Origin of the sequence: Burkholderia sp. IDO3 (assembly GCF_003366075.1) — a bacterium.
Classification (GTDB): Bacteria; Pseudomonadota; Gammaproteobacteria; order Burkholderiales; family Burkholderiaceae; genus Burkholderia; species Burkholderia anthina.
This window is the reverse complement of the sequence record NZ_CP028963.1, coordinates 1,875,501-1,893,700: the sequence shown is the minus strand read 5'-3', so window position 1 is coordinate 1,893,700 and position 18,200 is coordinate 1,875,501. Positions and strand designations below refer to the sequence as shown.

The window sequence follows — 18,200 nt, the reverse complement described above, 5'->3', positions numbered from 1 at the left end:
GGATGTGCAATGGCGACGCGCGCAGTCATGACTCGCCGCAGCCGTTCGGCTTCAACGCCCCATGGTTTTCCCTGCCCCGGCGCTCGCCCGCTGGCCGGGCCCGCATCCGACGCCCGCCCGGCGGGCGTTTCGCAGCCTTTCTGCGCAGGAAAGGATGCTTGAGGCATCCGCAATTATCGCGCCGCGCGAATTCGCCGACCATGTTTCGGACGATCGGCGCCGCCCGCGCATCCGGCCTTTGACGGGCCGCGCGCGCCCCGCCGTCGCGTCGCGCGACCGGGCCCGTGATGCCGGCCGCGAACGGCCGGGCGCTGCGCCACGGCATATCGATAATCAGGAGACACGATGAACAGCCAATCCCTCGATCTAGGCGGCAATGCGGGCGGACCCGCGTCCGCAAGACCGTCCGCGGCCCGGGCCGGCGCCGATGCGGCGCCCCTTCCCGCCCGCAGCGTCACGCTCGGCGAATTCATGGACGACTTGCCGGTCGGCGCCTTGCACCGGTTCGTCGTGTGGGTGATCGGCATCGGGCTGTTCTTCGACATGTACGAAATCTTCCTCGTCAGCACGATCGGCACCGCGTTGCAGCACGAATACGGACTGAGCCGGCAAAGCGCCGATTTCAAGCTGCTGCTCGCATCCGCGTTCATCGGGATGTTCGTCGGCGCGGTCTGCCTGGGCAGCCTCGCCGACCGCATTGGCCGCCGCAAGGCGTTCCTGATGACGCTCGTCTGGTACAGCGCGTTCTCGCTGGTCGGCGCATTCTCGGTGAATGCCGACATGCTGGTCGCGTGCCGGTTCCTGACGGGCATCGGCGTCGGCGCGATCTATCCGGTCGCCGACAGCTTCCTGTCGGAAATCCTGCCGAAAGAAAAACGCGGGCGACTCGCCGCGTGGGCCTATACGACTTCCTACGTCGCGGTGCCGCTGGTCGGCTTCCTCGCGCTATGGCTCAATCCGCTGCATATCGCGGGCGTGGCCGGCTGGCGCATCATCCTCGCGATCGGCAGCCTCGGCGCCGTGTACGTGCTGCTGATCCAGCACCGGCTGCCGGAAAGCCCGCGCTGGCTGCTCGCGCAAGGCCGCACGGCGGAAGCGCATGCCGCCGCGCGGCGCTTCGCGCAAAGCGCCGGCGTACGCGCACCCGAGCAGTTCGCCGAATCGGCCGAACCGCAGCGGCCGCTGGGCATCGGCGAGCGCATTGCGCTGCTGCGCCGTCAGCCGTACGGCAAGCGCTACCTGATGCTCGCGGTGTTCCATCTGTTCCAGGGCTTCGGCTATTACGGGTTCGGCACGCTCGCGGGCACGGTCGTCAAGAGCCGCGGTTTCGACGTGACGGACAGCACGCTGTTCATCGCACTGTCGTTCATCGGTTATCCGATCGGTTCGCTGCTGTCGATTCCGCTGCTGAACTGGATCGAGCGCCGCACGCTCGTGATCGTGTCGATCCTGGCGATCGCCGCATTCGGGCTGGGCTTCGCGTATTCGGGCAATACGGCGCTGATCGTCTGCTTCGGTTTCCTGACGACCTGCGCGTCGAACGTGTTCAGCAACGCGTATCACGTGTACCAGGCCGAGATCTTCCCGGCGCGCGTGCGCTCGACGGCGATCGGCAGCACGTATGCGCTGTCGCGCATCGTCAGCGGCGCGCTGCCGTTCATGCTGCTGCCGGTGCTCGCCGATTACGGCGCGGGCGCGATGTTCGGCGTGATCTCGGTCGCGCTCGGCATCGTCGCGGTCACGCTGCGCGTGTTCGGGCCGCTGACCACGCGGCGCAGCCAGGACGACATCAACCCGGTGTAATGCCCGCTGGAATGCGACAACCGCGCGGGGCGTGCCGATGCATGCCCCGCGCGTCGCGTTTGCGGCGCGCTCAGCGCGCCGACATGAAATCGAACAGCTTCGCGATGTCGGTGGTCAGCACGGCGCCGGCCTTCACGCCGACCCACAGCGTGCGTGTCGCCCACGCATCGTCGAGCTTCACGACCCCAAGCCGCGCTGCGCGCTCATGGGTCACCGCATCGCGCGGCAGCACGCCGATGCCGAGCCCGGCCTCGATCATCCGGCTCACGCCGTCGAAATTCGATACCTGGATGCGCAGCTTCAGCGAGCGCTCGGCCGCGAACGCGGCGTCGGTCATCCGCGTGAGCAGCGAACTGCCGTCGCTCAGGCCGACGTAGTCTTCATCGAGCGTATCCGCGAAGCGGATGCTGTCGTGCGCCGCGAAGCGATGCCCGCGCGGCACGAGCAGCACGAGTTCGTCGCGCCGGTACAGCCGGCGTTCGATGCCCGGCGCCGGCACGTTGTCGGCGAACACGCCGAGATCGGCCTTGCCGGACGCGAGCGCGTCGACGATCTCGTGGCTCAGCCGCTCTTCGAGACTGACCTTGATGCCCGGATTGCCGGTGAGGAACGCGGCGAGATCGGCCGGCAGGAACTGGACGATGGCCGACGTGTTGGTCCACACGTGGATGTGGCCGCGCACGCCGGCGACATAGTCGCTCATCTCGTGCGCCATCCGGTTGACCTGCTCGATCACCTTCGCCGCATGGTCGAGCAGCGCGCGGCCCGCGGGCGTCAGCTCGACGCCGCGCGCATGCCGGACGAACAGCGCACTGCCCGTCACGCTCTCGAGTTCCGCAATGCGCTTGCTGACCGCGGACAGCGTGAGCTGCCCATGTTCGGCGGCCTTGGTCAGGCTGCCGTGCTCGGCGACGAGTGCGAACACGCGCAGCGACTGCAGATCGAAATGAAGCGGGTTCACCATGTCGAGGATCCTGGGAGAAAGCCGTGCGGCGCGCGTGGTCAGTGCCGGAGCGGCCCGATGCCGATCATACGCGCGGCCGTGCGGCCGCGAAACGGCCCGGTCAGCGCGACGTCAGCGCCTGCCATGCCGCGAGCATCGCGCCGTCCGGTTTAGCGAGATCGTCGAGCACCGAGAAATGCCGCATGCCGGGCAACCATGCACGTGCAATGTGTTCGCCGGCTGCTTCGCATGCGTCGGCGTATTCGTGTGCTTGCCGCACGAGCTCGGGCAGCTCGGCCGCGCCGACCGCGACGACGGTCGGCGCACCGGGCCCGACGTGGTGCAGCGGGCTGTACGCGGCGATCTCGTGCGCGGTGAGTGTCAGCTTGTCGCCGAGCACGCACAGCGAGATCGGTTCGAGATCGACGAGCGGGCTGATCGCGAGCGCCGACACGACGGCCGGATGCGCGCGATGCACGGCCGTCAGGTGGCCGCCCGCCGAGTGTCCGCTCAGGTGGAGCGGCCTGCCGGCGGTGCCGATGCCGTCCGGATCGGCCGCGAGATGATCGAGCAACGCGCCGATCTCGGCGACGATGCCGGTCATCGATGCGGCCGGCGCGAGCGTGTATTCGGCGAGCACGACGTCGAAGCCGCGTGCGAGCGGGCCGGCCGCGGCGTACGCGAAATCCTCTTTCGCGCAGTGTTGCCAGTAGCCGCCGTGAATGAACACGAACAGCGGCGCGTCGGGCCGGCCGCAGCGCAGCCAGTCGAAGCGCTGCGCGGGGCGCGGGCCGTAACGCAGGTCGCGGCTGCCGGGCGTCGCGTCGTACAGCGCCGCGCTGCGTGCCTGGCAGGACGCGAGCACCGCCGGGAAATCGGGAATGGCCTTCGTGTTCAGGTAGGCGGCGTCGAGTGCCGCGCGGTCCATGCCGCGATAGAGGATCGTCATTCGGGAAGCACCTGGTCGGATTGCGGATGCGCGGGCCCCGCGCGGCGCCCGCCGCGAAGGCGGCGGACGGGCCGGCGCCGTCGTTCCATTATCCGCAGCGCGGGCGGGCCCGGCTATCCGGAATCGGCGAGCGGGGTGCGCGCCTGTCCGCTTTCGGCGACGGACTGCGGCGCCGCATAGTGCGTAGTGCATGGCCGCGTGGACAGATCAGGGCACGGTGAAGCACCGCGCCACCCTGCTCCGTCAGATCGGCTCCGAGATCTCGATCAGGTTCAGGTCCGGATCGCGTACGTACACCGAGCGGATCTTCTGCGTCGCGCCGGTGCGCTCGACCGGCCCTTCGACGATCGGCCAGTCGACGCGCCGCAGATGCGCGATCACGTCGTCGAGCGGCACCGACGCGATGAAGCACAGGTCGAGCGCGCCCGGCACCGGCACGTGCGCCTTCGGTTCGAACTCCGCGCCGCGCACGTGCAGATTGATCTTCTGGTTGCCGAAACGGAACGCGAGCCGCCCCGCGCCGAAGGTTTCGAGCTGCATCTGCAGCACCTCGGTGTAGAAGCGCTTCGTCCGTTCCGGATCGACGCAGGTCAGCACGAGGTGGTCGAGGTGGTCAATCAGCGCCATGTGATTCGCTCCTGTTCATGAGAAAGCCCGCTGCGCCGGCATGTCGCGGGCTTCGGCGCGTGGCGCCGGGTGAAGGTCCGCGCGCCGCCCCGCCTTCAGGAGCTGGCTCGGCACGTCGTGCCCGATCAGCGCCGGCAGCCGCGCGGCCGCGGCAAGCACGGCCGCGAGGTCGATGCCGGTATCGTAGCCGTCGAGCGCGAGCATGTGCACGAGCTCTTCGGTGCACGCGTTGCCGGTCGCGCCCGGCGCGTACGGGCATCCACCGAGCCCGCCGAGCGACGCGTCGAAGCGGTCGATGCCCGCGTCGAGCGCGGCGAGCGTGTTGGCGAGCGCCATCCCGCGCGTGTTGTGAAAGTGCAGCGTGAGCTGCAACGCGCCGAAGCGCTCGCGTGCGCGTTGGCCGAGATCGCGTACCTGCGACGGAAACGCCATGCCGGTCGTGTCGCACAGCGTGAAGCCGTGCACGCCGAGATCCGCGAACCGCTGCATCCACGCGAGCACGGTTTCGGCGCGCACGTCGCCCTCCATCGGGCAGCCCATCGCGGTCGACAGCGACACGTTGATCGCGACGCCCGTGCCGCGCACCGCGTCGATCACGTCGCGCAGCTGCGCGAACGACTGCTCGCGGGTCATCCGCAGGTTCGCGCGGTTGTGGCTCTCGCTCATCGACATCACGAGGTTCACTTCGTCGACGCCGCACGACAGCGCGCGCTCCGCGCCGCGTACGTTCGGCACGAGCACCGTATAGACGACGCCCGGCGCGCGCGCGATGCCGTGCATCACGGCCTCGGCATCGCGCAGCGCGGGAATCGCCTTCGGCGACGTGAACGACGTGACCTCGATCTTCGCGTAGCCGCACGCGCTCAGCGCATCGACGAGCGCGATCTTGTCGTCGGTGTCGACGAAGGCCGCTTCGTTCTGGAAACCGTCGCGTGTCGCGACTTCGTGGATGTAGAGTCGTTTGGGTTGTGTGCTCATGTCGTCGCTCCTGGGGGCCGTTCAGATCACGCCGCGCGTGCGCCAGTCGTCGCGCGTCGCGGCATCGATGCCGATCGATTCGAGTACGGCATCGGTATGCGCGCCGAGCGCGGGCGCCGCACGCTCGATGTGTCCCGGCGTCGCGCCCAGTTTCGGCACGATGCCCGGCACGAGTACCGGCGTGCCGTCGGGCAACGCGGCGTCGACGATCATGTCGCGCGCGCGGTAATGCGGGTCGGCCGCGATGTCGGCGACGTCGTAGATGCGCCCGGACGGAATGCGCGCTTCGTTCAGCGCGGCCAGCACGTCGTCGAGATCGTGCTGCGCGCTCCATTCGCCGATCGCCGCATCGATGCGCGCGACCTGCGCGACGCGGCCGTCGTTGTGCGCGAGCGCGGGATCGTTGCCGAGATCGGGGCGCGCGATCAGTTCCATCAGGCGCCGGAAGATGCTGTCGCCGTTGCCGGCGATCAGCGCGTACTTGCCGTCGCGGCACCGGTACGCGTTGGTCGGTGCGATGCCGGGCAGGCTGCTGCCGGCCGCCTCGCGCACCGCGCCGAACGCCGAGTATTCGGGCAACAGGCTTTCCATCATGTTGAAGACCGACTCGTACAGCGCGACGTCGACGACCTGCCCCTGGCCGCCCTGCTGTTCGCGATGCCGCAGCGCGAGCAGCACGCCGATCACGCCGTGCAGCGCCGACAGCGAATCGCCGAGCGACACGCCCACACGCACCGGCGTGCGGCCGGGCTCGCCGGTCAGGTGCCGCAGGCCGCCCATCGCTTCGGCGATCACGCCGAAGCCGGGCCGGTCGCGGTACGGGCCGGTTTGCCCGAAGCCGGACACGCGCAGCATCACGAGCCCCGGATTGATGGCGGACAGCGTGTCCCAGCCGAGTCCCCAGCCTTCGAGCGTGCCGGGCCGGAAGTTCTCGATCAGCACGTCGGTTTCGGCGACGAGGCGGCGCACGACGTCCTGCCCTTCGGCGGTGCGCAGGTCGAGCGCGAGCGAGCGCTTGTTGCGCGACTGCGCGGCCCACCAGACCGACGTGCCTTCATGCAGCAGCCGCCATTTGCGCAGCGGGTCGCCGACGCCGGGCGGCTCGACCTTGATCACGTCCGCGCCGAATTCCGCGAGCATCCGGCCCGCGAACGGCCCGGCGATCAGTTGGCCGAGTTCCAGCACGCGGATGCCGTCCAGGGGTCTCGTCATGACTGTCTCCGATGAAATCGTGTTGTCGATGACGGCGATCATGACGGCGTTCGCGCGCGGCGAAAATCGATCGATGTTCAACCAGCCTTTCCCGGACGGAAAGGCTGGCGGGCGGGCGTGCCGGACGTACGCTGCGCCGGCCTTTCCATCCGGGAAAGCGCGCTCGCGCAACGGTCAAGCCGGGCCGCACGCGCTCCATACGTTCGAGCGGACGGCCGCGAACGAGGTGGCCGAACGCATCGGCGACGCGGACATCGTCGTCACCAACAAGATCCGGCTTGACGCGGCGGCACTTGCCGATGCGCGGCACCTGAAGATGATCGCGATCGCGGCCACCGGCACCGACATCGTCGATCTCGACGCATGCGCGGCGCGCGGCATCGTCGTCAGCAACATTCGCGGGTATGCGGTGCGCACCGTGCCCGAGCACACGTTCGCGCTGATCTTCGCGCTGCGGCGCAGCCTCGTCGCGTATCGCGACGCGGTGCGGGCGGGACGCTGGCTCGACAGCGGACAGTTCTGCTTCTTCGATCACCCGATTCGCGACCTGGCCGGCTCGACGCTCGGGATCGTCGGCGACGGCGTGCTCGGCCGCGCGGTGGCCGGCATCGCCCGCGCGCTCGACATGCGCGTGCTGTTCGCCGCGCACGGCGATGCGCGGGGAGACGATCACGTGCCGCTCGACGCGCTGCTGCGCGACAGCGACGCGATCACGCTGCACTGTCCGCTCACGCCGGCCACGCGCAATCTGATCGACGCACGCGCCTTCGCACGGATGGCGCGCCGCCCGTTGCTGATCAATACCGCGCGCGGCGGACTCGTGGATGAAAGCGCGCTGGTCGACGCGCTGCAGTCGGGGCAGATCTCGGGGGCCGGGTTCGACGTGCTCACGCAGGAGCCGCTGCCGGCCGCGCATCCGTTTCACGCGATCCTGTCGCATCCGGCCTTCATCCTGACGCCGCATGTCGGATGGGCGAGCGACGAGGCGATGCAGGCGCTGGCCGACCAGCTCGTCGACAACGTCGCCGCCTTTGCGGCGGGCGAGCCGCGTAACGTCGTGTGATGCGTCCGGGAAGCGGCGATCGCTTCGGTCGCGCATTTCGACCGCGCAAACAGAACGGCCCCGCTCGATTGCTCGAAGCGGGGCCGGCTGGATTCGGCGTTGCGGGTGCCGCGACTCGACGCGTTGATCAGCGCGTGTACATCCGCGCCGTCTTGCGGCCGGGTTGCAGATTCCCCGAGCGCGCTACGTGAACGAACGCCGGCCGCCAAAGCGGCCGGACGCGCCTGAAACGGATTTCGATGCGCGTATCAGTACGCGGACATCTCGACGCAAGGATCGACCTTCGACGGCGAGCAGATGGCCGAGTACTTGGCGCTTTCGCGCATCAGCGCTTCGCCTTCGTGCAGGGCGATCTTGATCTCGGGGTGACGCTCGTACGCGAGGAATGCGGAGCAGACGACCGCGGACATCACGATCAGGGAAAACACAAATTTTTCAAGGGATTGGAAACGTTCGGGCATGGTTCGACCTTTCTTCTACCCGGTGATTATATCTCGAATTAAGGGTTTTCCCTATATGTCGATCCGCATATCGAAAATAGGTTCTGCCGATAGCGGACTGATGTTCGCGCCCTTTTTCAGGTTAATCCGGACTTAAGCGCGGGTCGAACAAGATGGACTCACCGTTGCGGCGCGTGTGCCGTGCCGGGTACCCCGTTTTTCGGAGATCCTGAAGATGAAAACCAAGCTTTCCATGCTCGTTCTCGCCGCAGCGCTGGCGGCCCCTGCCATGTCGTTCGCGCAATCGCCTGCCGCACCCGTCACGCGAGCCGAAGTCGTCGCACAGTTGCGCCAGCTCGAGCAGGCGGGCTACAAGCCGCTGAAGGGCCAGTATCCGGACGACATCCGCGCCGCCGAAGCGCGTCTCGAACAAGCGTCGGGGATCGGCGCGGATGCCGGCGCGGCGAGCGCGGCGGGCCGCCCGGTGCCGGGCGCACCCGCTGCCGGCATAGCGGGTCGCGGGCGCTGAGCTGTGCACCGGTGCGCTCGTCGCGACCGGCGGAGGCATCCGTTATCGGGGGCAGGCCTTCGACAAACGGCGCGCGACGGTGCGGCGCGCATCGGCTGCATCGCACACCGCAATCGTCAGAACGGCCGCCCGGGGCATTACTGCGGCGCCGACGCGGCGCTGGCCGCATTGCCGGGCCATGCCTTGCCGATCCGGTCGATCATCGACTTGGCGGCGCCCGTCGCGATGGCCGCATCGACGCCCGACGTCTGCCACGAACCGTCGGCGGCCTGCACGAACGTGAGGTTCGCGCGCGACGGCGAGTAATCGGTATTGCGCCACGTGACCACGACGTCGCACGTGTAGGTGCGCTCGCCGGCCTTCTTGCAGTCGCCGTCGGGTTTCGCCGAGATCACGTCGGCCGACACGGGCAGCGGCTGGCCGAACAGCGCGTTCAGGCCGCCGTGGTTTTCCGCCTCGAGCGCGCGGCGCACCGCGGCGTCGACGTCGCTCGATCCGGGACCGTCGTGGAGCAGGTTGCAGGCGGCAAGCAGCGAGGCGGCACAGCCGAGCGTGAGCAGCGTTTGGAACTTCATGGATATCCGTGCATCGGGTGAACGTCGGGCGGCATGCGGCGCTGCGCGATGAACGCAGCGCGTGGCCGGTACGCCGCGTAGTCTGCAACGTCCGCGTGTCGTTCGCGGTATCCATTTGTAACCAATTGCACGGATGCGTGCGGGCCAACGTCCGCGCGGCGCAATGCAATCACGCGGCCGCCCTGCTGCCGCGTCGATCGGGTCGCGGTTACTGCCGCTCTTGCTTCACGCGGCTCACCAGCTGCGTCGGGCTCACGAACTGCAGCGCGATCACGACCCAGATGAGCGTGATGGCCATGTAGATCATCGCCATCGCATCGATCGACTGCGGCGCGCGCACGCCGGTCGAAAACACCGCGTAATACAGCGCGACGACGAGCGTCTGCGTGCTCGGGCCCGCGGTGAAGAAAGTCAGCTCGAACATCCCGATCGTGCGCACCAGCACGAGCAGGCCCGCGGCGAGCATGCCGGGCACCAGCAGCGGCAGCAGCACGTAGCGGAAATAGCGCCACGTGTTCGCCCCGAAGATCCGCGCGGCGGATTCGAGATTCGGGTCGATCTGCTCGATGAACGGCGTCATCACGAGGATCACGAACGGCAGCGCCGGCACCAGGTTCGCGAGGATCACGCCCGGCAGCGTGCCCGCGAGTCCGACCTTGTACATGACGGTCGCCATCGGGATCCCGTACGTGACGGGCGGCACCATCAGCGGCAGCAGGAACACCAGCAGCGCGAAGCGCTTGCCGCGAAACTGCACGCGGGCGAGCGCATACGCGGCCGGCACGCCGAGCGCGACCGACAGCAGCACGACCGCGCCGACGACTTCGACGGTCACCCACAGCACGCTCGCGAGCTGGAAGTCTTCCCATGCCTTCGTGTACCAGTGCAGCGTGAAGCCCTGCGGCAGCGGCGTGCCGAACCAGCGTGTCGCGACCGAATTCACCGCGACGGTCGCGATCAGCAGCATCACGTTCAGCAGGAAGAACGCCATCAGCCCCCACACGAGCGCCTTCCACGCGCGGCCGGCGAGGCTGCCGCGCAGCTTCCGCGGCTTCATCGCGTTGACGGGCTGTGCGCCGGGCGGGTTGTGCTTCGGCGGCCAGGCTGGCGCGGCATGATTGTCGGTCCCCATCAGCCCTTGCCTCCCGTGACCGGACCGGTATAGAAGAAGCGGCGCGCGCCGAGCATCGAGGCGACCACCAGCAACTGGACGAAGCCCATCACGATCGCGATCGCGGACGCGAGCGAATAGTCGTAGCTCTCGAACGCGGCTTCGGCGGCCGCGATCGAGATCACGCGCGTCGGCCCGGCCGGCGCGCCGAGCAGCACGGCCGACGGAAACACCGAGAACGCCTGTACGAACGACAGGCACGCGGCCATCGTGAGCCCCGGCACCAGCAGCGGCAGGTAGATCTGCCGGAACTGCTGCCACGGGTTCGCGCCGAGGGTGGCCGCGGCGCGCGCGAGCGTCGGATCGATGCCGCTGACGTACGACAGCATCAGCAGGAACGCGAACGGAAAGCCCGACACGATCAGCGACAGCAGCACGCCCCAGTAGTTGTGCGTGAGGCGCACTTCGTCCGTGTACAGGTGCAGCCCCTGCAGCGCCTGCGGGAACCAGCCGTTCGGGCCGAAGTACGTGAGCATCCCGTCGGCGACGAGCACCGTGCCGAGCGTGACGGGAATCACCAGCAGCGTCGTGACGAACTTCTGGTACGGAGAATTGCGGCGCAGCGCGAACGCGACGGGCACCGAGATGCCGACGTTGATCAGCGTGGCCGGCACCGCGAGCTTCAGCGTGACGAGCACGGTCGGCCACATCGCGGTATCGGTGAAGAACTGCACGTAGTTCGCGAGCGCGCCGCCGCCGTTCATCGGCTGGAACGACAGCACGAGGCCGTACGCGAACGGATAGATGAACAGCGCGACGATGAACGCGAGCGCGGGCGTGACGAGCCACGCCTTCGCGTCGCGCCGCGTACCGGCCGCGAGCGTGCTCATGCGGCCTCCCGGCGGCCCAGCGCCGCGCGTGCGTCGTTCATTTCGCGTCTCCCGCGTAGACGAGCGTGCGCGCCGGCGCCACGCGCAGGCGCAGCCGTTCGCCTTCGGCGAATTCGCCGGCCACGCGCGCCCAGATCGGGCCGAACGGCGTGGTGGCGCGGATCAGCGAATCGCGGCCGCCGTACTCGAGCGTGTCGACGGTCGCGTCGAACGCGTTGTCGGCGCTTTCCGTCGCGCGTTCGATATCGTCGGGACGCAGCGCGACCAGCACGTCCTTGCCGTCGAAACCGGCCATCGGCACGCCCGTGAGGCGCACGCCGGCGGCCGTGACGTTCACGTGATCGCCGGCCATCCCTTCGAGCGTGAACGGCAGCACGTTGCGATAGCCCATGAAGCGCGCGACGTGCAGGTTGTGCGGGCGCGTGTACACGTCCTTCGGCGACGCGACCTGCTGCACGACGCCCTCCTTCATCACGACGATCCGGTCGGCCATCGACAGCGCCTCGTCCTGGTCGTGCGTCACGTAGATCGTCGCGCGTTCGAGCTGCGTGTGGATGCGGCGGATCTCGGCCCGCATCTCGATGCGCAGCTTCGTGTCGAGGTTCGACAGCGGCTCGTCCATCAGCACCAGCGGCGGCTCGATCACGATCGCACGCGCGATCGCGACACGCTGCTGCTGGCCGCCCGACAGCTGCCCGGGCAGCTTGCCTTCATGGCCGACCAGTTGCACGAGTTCGAGCGCCTGCTGCGCGCGCCGCCGCGTTTCCTGCTTCGGCACGCCGCGCATCTTCAGCCCGAAGCCGACGTTCTCGAGCACCGACATGTGCGGAAACAGCGCGTAGTTCTGGAACACCATCCCGAAGCCGCGGCGCTCGGGCGGCAGCACGTCGATGCGCGTGTCGTCGAGCCAGATGCCGCCGCTCGTGAGCGGCTGCAGCCCGGCAATGCAGTTCAGCGCGGTCGATTTGCCGCAACCGGACGGGCCGAGCAGCGCGATGAACTCGCCGCGCCTGATATCGAGATCGAGCCCGTTCAGTGCGGCGACCTGCGCGCCCTCCGCATTGGTGAAGCTGCGGCACACGCCGTCGAGCCGCAGCCGTTCGAAACTGTGCTTCATTACGCGAACTCCGTCGGCGCGGGCGCCGCAGCGCCCGCGGGTTCATGCGTCATTTCGACTTCTGCGAACCGATCTCGCGGTCCCACTTCTGGAACGCGGCGACCATCGCCTGCGCGCTGAGCGGCTGCACGTGCGGATGATCGGCCAGCAGCCTGGCGTACTCGGGGCGCCCGAATTTCTTGATGACGTCCTGGCTGTGCGCGGGCGCCATCTCCAGCGTCACGCCCTTTACCGCCGGGCCCGGATAGAAGTAGCCGTCGTCGTAGGTCATCGCCTGCTGCGGCGGCTCGAGCAGGAAGTTCATCAGCTTGAACAGCACGTCGAGCTTGTCCTTCGGCACGCCCTTCGGGATCACCATGTAGTGCGCGTCGTTGACCCACGTCATATTGTCGAACGCCTGGATCCGGAAATCGGCCGGCACGATGCCGAGCGCGCGCGGGTTGATGTCCCAGCCGGTGACGGTCACGGTCATGTCGCGCGTGCCTTCGCCGAGCTCCTTCATCACCGCCGACGTGCCGCCCGGGTAGTACGGGATGCAGTCGTTGAGCTGCTTCAGGAACGCCCAGGTCTTGTCCCAGCCGTTGACCGGGTCCTGCGGGTTCTTGTCGCCGAGCACGTACGGCAACCCCATCAGGAACGTGCGGCCCGGGCCCGAGTTCGCCGGGCGCGCGTAGATCAGCTTGTTCGGATGCGCCTTGCACCACGCGAGCAGCTGGGCAGGCGTCTTCGGCGGATCGCTGACCTTGGCCGGGTTGTATTCGAGCAGCGGGCCGGCCGGCATGTAGGTCACTTCGAGGCCGAAGCCCTGCGCGAGATCCTGCATCTTGCGCGGGCCGGGCGCGTACTTGTCGAGCACGCCGGGGAACGCGCCCGCGTTGTCGGGCAGCAGCTTGAGCCAGAGGTTCTGCTCGATGCCGGCGGCCAGCGCGTCGGTGCCGGTCAGCACGAGGTCGATGTCGGAGCGCCCCGCCGCCTGCATCGCCTTGATCTTGCCCGGCAGTTGCGGCGCGGGCGCATTCGTGAACGTGACGTTCGACACGAGATTCGGGTTCTTGTCCTTGAAGGCCTCGATGGCCTTCTGCGTCAGTTGCAGGTTGCCCGCGACGTCGACGACATTCAGCGACACGGGGGCCGCGACGGCCGCCGCGGCCGACAGCGTGAAGCCCAGCGCCAGGGCGATTCGGCAGACGCGGCGCCCGATCGTGGTTGTGTTCATGTCTCCTCACTTCGGTCGGTGGATGGGACCTTTCTTTCAGGAAATCATGACGGCGTTATACGATGTCGGTCAACAAAAAACCGAGCGGCGCGGGGCGGGAGTTTCCCTAACAAAAACCTTCCGTTTGTTGAGGATTTACTGATCGACCGACTTCGTGGCGCCACGTGGCAATGGACGTGCGACGTGTTAGGACGTCGTATATCAATAGCCGCTGAAATGAAATCGGTTCATGCCGCCGCGCCGGCCCGGGTACGGATGCGGCACGACTTCCGACGACGCGGTGCCGTGCCGTGCGGCACGGCGCGATGGATGCCGCGACGCCGGGTCGCGACGCGCGCCCGCCGTCTGCAGCGATCGCGGGGATCGGCTACAGTGGGCGTTTTCGGCGCGCCCCGCCCGCCATGCCGATGCGATCGTCCCGTTCCTGCCGCCGTGCCGGGGGCCCGCGGCGACGCGCGGCAGGCCGGCGGCGCGCGGATCCTCCACGTTGACGAGCGAACCTCCATGCCCGATCTGTCCGCCTTCCCGATCACGAAAAAATGGCCGGCCCAGCATCCCGACCGTCTCCAGCTGTATTCGCTGCCGACGCCGAACGGCGTCAAGGTGTCGATCATGCTCGAGGAAACCGGCCTGCCGTACGAGCCGCATCTCGTGCGTTTCGACACGAACGACCAGTTGTCGCCCGAATTCCTGTCGCTGAACCCGAACAACAAGATCCCGGCGATCATCGATCCGGACGGCCCGGACGGCAAACCGCTGCCGCTGTTCGAATCGGGCGCGATCCTGATCTATCTCGCGGACAAGACGGGCCAGCTGATTCCGAAGGACCTCGCCGGCCGCTACGAGACGATCCAGTGGGTGATGTTCCAGATGGGCGGCATCGGCCCGATGTTCGGCCAGGTCGGCTTCTTCCACAAGTTCGCCGGCCGCGACTACGAGGACAAGCGGCCGCGCGACCGCTACGTCGCCGAATCGAAGCGCCTGCTCGGCGTGCTCGATGCGCATCTGGCGAACCGCAAGTGGGTGATGGGCGATACGTACACGATCGCCGACATCGCGATCTTCCCGTGGGTGCGCAACCTCGTCGGGTTCTATGAGGCCGGCGATCTCGTCGGCTTCGGCGAGTTCCGCCACGTCGCACGCGCGCTCGAAGCGTTCGTTGCGCGCCCGGCCGTCGCGCGCGGGCTCAATATCCCGGCTCGCGACTGAGCTGCGACTGAGCCGCACAGCGGGCTGCCCGCTGCCTGTCCGGCCCGCCGCATCGCGCGGCGGGCGGTTTTCCCGCTTCCCTTCTGCGTGTCCGGCTTCCGCTCGTTGCGTCCGGCGTGACGATCCGGCGCAGCTATTTCACGGCCGACGTCGACGCTTGTTTCCCCCATCCCGCCAGCAGTTTTTCCAGCAACGCCGAAAGTTGCGCCTGCTCCGCCTCCGACAGCGCGGCCAGCATCGCGCGCTGATTGTCGACGTGCGCGACCACCGCGTCGTCGATCAGCGCGCGGCCGGCGTCCGTCAGCGCGACGAGCGTGCCGCGTCCGTCGGCCGGGTTCGGCCGGCGCTCGACCCAGCCGGCCTTCTGCAGCCGGTCGATGCGTGCGGTCATGCCGCCCGACGACATCATCAGCGCGTCGTATAGCGCGGTCGGCGTCAGCGCGAACGGCGCGCCGCTGCGCCGCAGCGTCGCCAGCACGTCGAATTCGCCCGGCTGCATCCCGTAGCGCGCAAACAGCGGATTGAGGCCGTCGCGCGCGATCACGAGCGCCGCCTCCTGCAACCGTCCCATCACGAGCATCGACGACGCATCCAGATCCGGACGCTCGACGCGCCACTGCGCGAGCGCATGCGCGGCTCGATCCATTAACCCTCCTCGGTTCACCAGTTATCTTGACGTCGAGACAAATCGGCGTTTATCTTGATGTCGAGATACTTTACATGAAAACGCACGGTTCCCCCGACGGCGGCGCCGTGCATCGATATCGAGGGCCGTTTGATGAATCGCTCGACTTCCCCCGGATGGCGGCTGGCCGCCATCGTACTGGTCGGACTGAACCTGCGGCCGGCGCTGGCCGCGATCGGTCCGCTGCTCGACATGATCCAGCGCGCGACCGGCATCGGCGACGGCGCGGCGAGCCTGCTGACCACGATCCCGATCCTGCTGATGGGCCTCGGCGCATTGAGCGCGCGGCGATTGCAGCGCGCGACGGGCATCGCGGGCGGCGTATGGCTCGGTGTCGCGTTGATCGGGTTCGCGTGCGCATCGCGCATCGGCGCGCAGCATGCGTGGCTGCTGCTGGCGAGCGCGTGCTGCGCGGGCATCGGAATCGCGCTGGTGCAGGCGCTGCTGCCGGGATTCATCAAGGCGCATTTCGCGACGCGCATCGGTGGCGCGATGGGCGTTTATTCGACGTCGATCATGGGAGGCGCGGTGCTCGCGAGCGTCGTCGCGCCGTTTGCCGCGGCCCGCTGGGGCTGGCTTGCGGCACTTGCGGGCTGGGCGTTGCCGGCCGCGGTCGCGGCGATCGCGTGGCCGCTGGCGAGCCACGGCGGTGATACGGCAGCGTCCGGATCGGCTTCGGCTTCGACGTCGGCCACGCCTGCGCAACCGTCACGCTCGCCGCGCGCATGGCGGCTCGCGGCGTTTTTCGGGATCGCGACGGGCGCCTACACGCTGGTGCTGGCATGGCTGCCGCCGTACTACATGCGGCTCGGCTGGTCGCCGACGGCGGCCGGCACCCTGCTCGGCGGCGTGACGCTCGCGGAAGTGGTCGCGGGGCTGACGATCTCGGCGACGATCGACCGCCTGCCCGATCGCCGGCCCGCGCTGCACGCGGCGATCGCGTCGCTGCTCGCCGGGTTGCTGGTGATGCTGGCCGCACCGCAGGCGCTCGCGTTGCCGGCCGCGCTGCTGCTGGGAGCCGGGATCGGCGCGCTGTTTCCGCTGTCGCTGATCGTCACCGTCGATCACGCGGCGACGCCGGCCGATGCGGCATCGCTGACGGGGTTCGTGCAGGGTATCGGCTATCTGATCGCGGGGCTGTTTCCGTTCGCGGCGGGCGTGGTGCGCCAGCATCTCGCGGATCTGTCGCCCGCGTGGATCGCGATGGCCTGCCTGTGTGTCGTGTTGTTCGCGCTGGCGACGGGATTCGCGCCGCAGTTTGCGCGGCGCGCCGCGCGCGCGTAGCGCAGGTCGGATGCGGTGGATGACGCGCGCGTCCGATCGTATTCCGATCGTACGGCGGCCTCAGTCCCCGCTCGCATAGAGCGTGGAATCCGCGAACCCTTCCGCATCGAGCACGCGCCCGATCAGGATCAGCGCGGTGCGTTCGATCTGCGTGCCCTGCACCTTGCCGACGATGTCGGCCAGCGTGCCGGTCACGCGTTCCTCGTCGGGCCAGCTCGCGCGATAGATCACCGCGACCGGGCACGCGGGCCCGTAGTGCGGCAGCACTTCGTCGACGATCCGCGCGAGATGCCGCACGCCGAGATGAATCGCGAGCGTCGCGCGATGCGCGGCGAGCGCGCCGAGCGCTTCGCCTTCGGGCATCATCGTCTTGCCCGCGAAGCGCGTGAGGATCACCGTCTGCGCGATGCCGGGCAGCGTCAGTTCGACGCCGAGCGTCGCCGCGCACGCGGCCGTGGCCGTCACCCCGGGGACGATTTCATACGGAATCCCGAGCGCCTTCAGCCGGCGCATCTGCTCGCCGATCGCGCCGTACAGCGACGGATCGCCCGAATGCACGCGCGCGACGTCCTGCCCTTTCGCATGCGCGTCGGCGAGCAGCGTGACGATCGTATCGAGGTCGAGCTCGGCCGTATTGACGACCTGTTCCGCGCGATGGCCGTCGAGCACGGCCGGCGGCACGAGCGAACCGGCATACAGGATCACCGGGCACGCGCGCACGAGGCGCTGGCCCTTCACCGTGATCAGCTCCGGGTCGCCGGGGCCCGCGCCGATGAAATACACCGTCATCGAAAATTCTCCGTCAATTCATTGTGCAGCCGGGCGCGCCGCATCACGCGCGCGCGGCCGGATCGAGTGCATCGAGCAGCGCGGCGGCCGAGTCGAACGCGCGATCGGCATCGGGCAGCGGCGGCCGGCGCAACATCACGACCGGCAGCCGGCGTTCGCGTGCAACCTCGAGCTTGGCTTCGGTCGCCGCGCCGCCGCTGTTCTTGCTGACCACGACGTCGATACCCGCGAGCGCGAGCAGCGCGCGTTCGCCGTCGAGCGTGAACGGCCCGCGCGCGGCGACGACCTGTGCGCGCGCGTTGCCGGGATGCGGATCGAGGCAGCGCACCAGCCAGAACTGGTGCGGCGGGATGTCGTCGAGATGCGCGAGCGGTTCGCGGCCGAGCGTGAACAGCGGCCGCCGGAACGGCGCGAGCGCGGCTTCGATGCCGGCCCAGTCGTCGACCATCCGCCAGTCGTCGCCGGGCCCGGGCGTCCACGGTGCGCGGCGCAGCGCCCATAGCGGCACGCCGGCGCCGCGCGCGGCGGCCGCCGCGTTCGCGCTGATTTGCGCGGCATACGGATGCGTGGCATCGATCACGAGACCGATATCCGCGCTGCGCAGATAGGCGGCAAGCCCCGCCGCGCCGCCGAAGCCGCCAACGCGCACGTCGCAGCGCAAATCGTCGGGCACCTTGCCGAGGCCCGCGAGGCTGTAGACGTGTCGCGGGCCGAGCGCGCGTGCGATCTTCAGCGCGTCGCCGGTGCCGCCGAGCAACAGGATGCGGGTGTTCATGGTGT

19 protein-coding genes are annotated in these 18,200 nt (G+C 68.7%); 5 read left to right on the top strand and 14 right to left on the bottom strand.

The window, feature by feature from the left end; all coding sequences use genetic code 11:
* Positions 1-345: 345 nt before the first annotated feature.
* Positions 346-1,803: an MFS transporter gene (locus tag DCN14_RS23390; protein WP_096505266.1), complete on the top strand. Its 1,458-nt coding sequence runs from the start codon at positions 346-348 to the stop codon at positions 1,801-1,803.
* 70 nt (positions 1,804-1,873) lie between these two features.
* Here the strand turns inward: DCN14_RS23390 and DCN14_RS23385 are convergent, their stop codons facing one another.
* The 5 genes from DCN14_RS23385 to DCN14_RS23365 form a co-directional block, all read right to left on the bottom strand.
* Positions 1,874-2,767 carry a LysR family transcriptional regulator gene (locus tag DCN14_RS23385; protein WP_096505268.1) on the bottom strand — a complete coding sequence of 298 codons (894 nt, stop codon included), beginning with the start codon at positions 2,765-2,767 and terminating at the stop codon, positions 1,874-1,876.
* Between the two features lie 100 nt (positions 2,768-2,867).
* On the bottom strand, positions 2,868-3,695 hold the full coding sequence (locus DCN14_RS23380) for an alpha/beta hydrolase (protein WP_096505270.1): 828 nt from the start codon (positions 3,693-3,695) through the stop codon (positions 2,868-2,870).
* A 243-nt stretch (positions 3,696-3,938) separates the two neighbouring features.
* Positions 3,939-4,322 carry a VOC family protein gene (locus DCN14_RS23375; RefSeq protein ID WP_096505272.1) on the bottom strand — a complete coding sequence of 128 codons (384 nt, stop codon included), beginning with the start codon at positions 4,320-4,322 and terminating at the stop codon, positions 3,939-3,941.
* A 15-nt stretch (positions 4,323-4,337) separates the two neighbouring features.
* On the bottom strand, positions 4,338-5,300 hold the full coding sequence (locus DCN14_RS23370; RefSeq protein WP_096505274.1) for a hydroxymethylglutaryl-CoA lyase: 963 nt from the start codon (positions 5,298-5,300) through the stop codon (positions 4,338-4,340).
* 21 nt (positions 5,301-5,321) lie between these two features.
* Complete coding sequence (locus tag DCN14_RS23365; RefSeq protein ID WP_096505454.1) at positions 5,322-6,512, bottom strand: CoA transferase; 1,191 nt, start codon at positions 6,510-6,512, stop codon at positions 5,322-5,324.
* Between DCN14_RS23365 and DCN14_RS23360 the strand changes: the two genes are divergently transcribed.
* On the top strand, positions 6,511-7,575 hold the full coding sequence (locus tag DCN14_RS23360; protein ID WP_240327322.1) for a D-2-hydroxyacid dehydrogenase: 1,065 nt from the start codon (positions 6,511-6,513) through the stop codon (positions 7,573-7,575). The two genes, DCN14_RS23365 and DCN14_RS23360, sit on opposite strands and share 2 nt — an antisense overlap.
* 248 nt (positions 7,576-7,823) lie before the next feature.
* On the opposite strand, the gene DCN14_RS23355 is transcribed toward DCN14_RS23360, so the two are convergent.
* Positions 7,824-8,036 carry a hypothetical protein gene (locus DCN14_RS23355; RefSeq protein ID WP_096505276.1) on the bottom strand — a complete coding sequence of 71 codons (213 nt, stop codon included), beginning with the start codon at positions 8,034-8,036 and terminating at the stop codon, positions 7,824-7,826.
* Between the two features lie 214 nt (positions 8,037-8,250).
* Between DCN14_RS23355 and DCN14_RS23350 the strand changes: the two genes are divergently transcribed.
* Entirely contained in the window at positions 8,251-8,544 is a 294-nt protein-coding gene (locus tag DCN14_RS23350) for a DUF4148 domain-containing protein (protein ID WP_096505278.1), read from the top strand.
* Positions 8,545-8,681: 137 nt separating this feature from the next.
* On the opposite strand, the gene DCN14_RS23345 is transcribed toward DCN14_RS23350, so the two are convergent.
* The 5 genes from DCN14_RS23345 to DCN14_RS23325 all read right to left on the bottom strand — a co-directional run bounded on the left by DCN14_RS23345 (position 8,682) and on the right by DCN14_RS23325 (position 13,453).
* Positions 8,682-9,119: a hypothetical protein gene (locus DCN14_RS23345; RefSeq protein ID WP_096505280.1), complete on the bottom strand. Its 438-nt coding sequence runs from the start codon at positions 9,117-9,119 to the stop codon at positions 8,682-8,684.
* Between the two features lie 208 nt (positions 9,120-9,327).
* Positions 9,328-10,251, bottom strand: a complete 924-nt coding sequence (locus DCN14_RS23340; RefSeq protein WP_096505282.1) for an ABC transporter permease — start codon at positions 10,249-10,251, stop codon at positions 9,328-9,330.
* Positions 10,251-11,120: a sugar ABC transporter permease gene (locus tag DCN14_RS23335; protein WP_096505284.1), complete on the bottom strand. Its 870-nt coding sequence runs from the start codon at positions 11,118-11,120 to the stop codon at positions 10,251-10,253. The genes DCN14_RS23340 and DCN14_RS23335 overlap by 1 nt, the downstream gene beginning before the upstream one ends.
* Positions 11,121-11,157: 37 nt before the next feature.
* On the bottom strand, positions 11,158-12,237 hold the full coding sequence (locus DCN14_RS23330; protein WP_096505286.1) for an ABC transporter ATP-binding protein: 1,080 nt from the start codon (positions 12,235-12,237) through the stop codon (positions 11,158-11,160).
* A 49-nt stretch (positions 12,238-12,286) separates the two neighbouring features.
* Positions 12,287-13,453, bottom strand: a complete 1,167-nt coding sequence (locus DCN14_RS23325; protein ID WP_096505288.1) for an extracellular solute-binding protein — start codon at positions 13,451-13,453, stop codon at positions 12,287-12,289.
* A 504-nt stretch (positions 13,454-13,957) separates the two neighbouring features.
* Between DCN14_RS23325 and DCN14_RS23315 the strand changes: the two genes are divergently transcribed.
* Positions 13,958-14,662, top strand: a complete 705-nt coding sequence (locus DCN14_RS23315) for a glutathione S-transferase N-terminal domain-containing protein (RefSeq protein ID WP_096505292.1) — start codon at positions 13,958-13,960, stop codon at positions 14,660-14,662.
* 133 nt (positions 14,663-14,795) lie between these two features.
* On the opposite strand, the gene DCN14_RS23310 is transcribed toward DCN14_RS23315, so the two are convergent.
* Positions 14,796-15,308, bottom strand: a complete 513-nt coding sequence (locus DCN14_RS23310) for a MarR family transcriptional regulator (protein WP_096505294.1) — start codon at positions 15,306-15,308, stop codon at positions 14,796-14,798.
* 132 nt (positions 15,309-15,440) lie between these two features.
* On the opposite strand from DCN14_RS23310, the gene DCN14_RS23305 reads away from it, so the two are divergent.
* Complete coding sequence (locus tag DCN14_RS23305; RefSeq protein ID WP_096505296.1) at positions 15,441-16,631, top strand: MFS transporter; 1,191 nt, start codon at positions 15,441-15,443, stop codon at positions 16,629-16,631.
* A gap of 60 nt (positions 16,632-16,691) precedes the next feature.
* On the opposite strand, the gene cobM is transcribed toward DCN14_RS23305, so the two are convergent.
* Both cobM and DCN14_RS23295 read right to left on the bottom strand, forming a co-directional pair.
* Positions 16,692-17,420 (bottom strand): precorrin-4 C(11)-methyltransferase, encoded by a 729-nt coding sequence (gene cobM, locus DCN14_RS23300; RefSeq protein ID WP_096505298.1) that lies wholly within the window; start codon positions 17,418-17,420, stop codon positions 16,692-16,694.
* Positions 17,421-17,463: 43 nt separating this feature from the next.
* Positions 17,464-18,195 carry a cobalt-precorrin-6A reductase gene (locus DCN14_RS23295; RefSeq protein WP_096505456.1) on the bottom strand — a complete coding sequence of 244 codons (732 nt, stop codon included), beginning with the start codon at positions 18,193-18,195 and terminating at the stop codon, positions 17,464-17,466.
* Positions 18,196-18,200 lie beyond the last annotated feature (5 nt).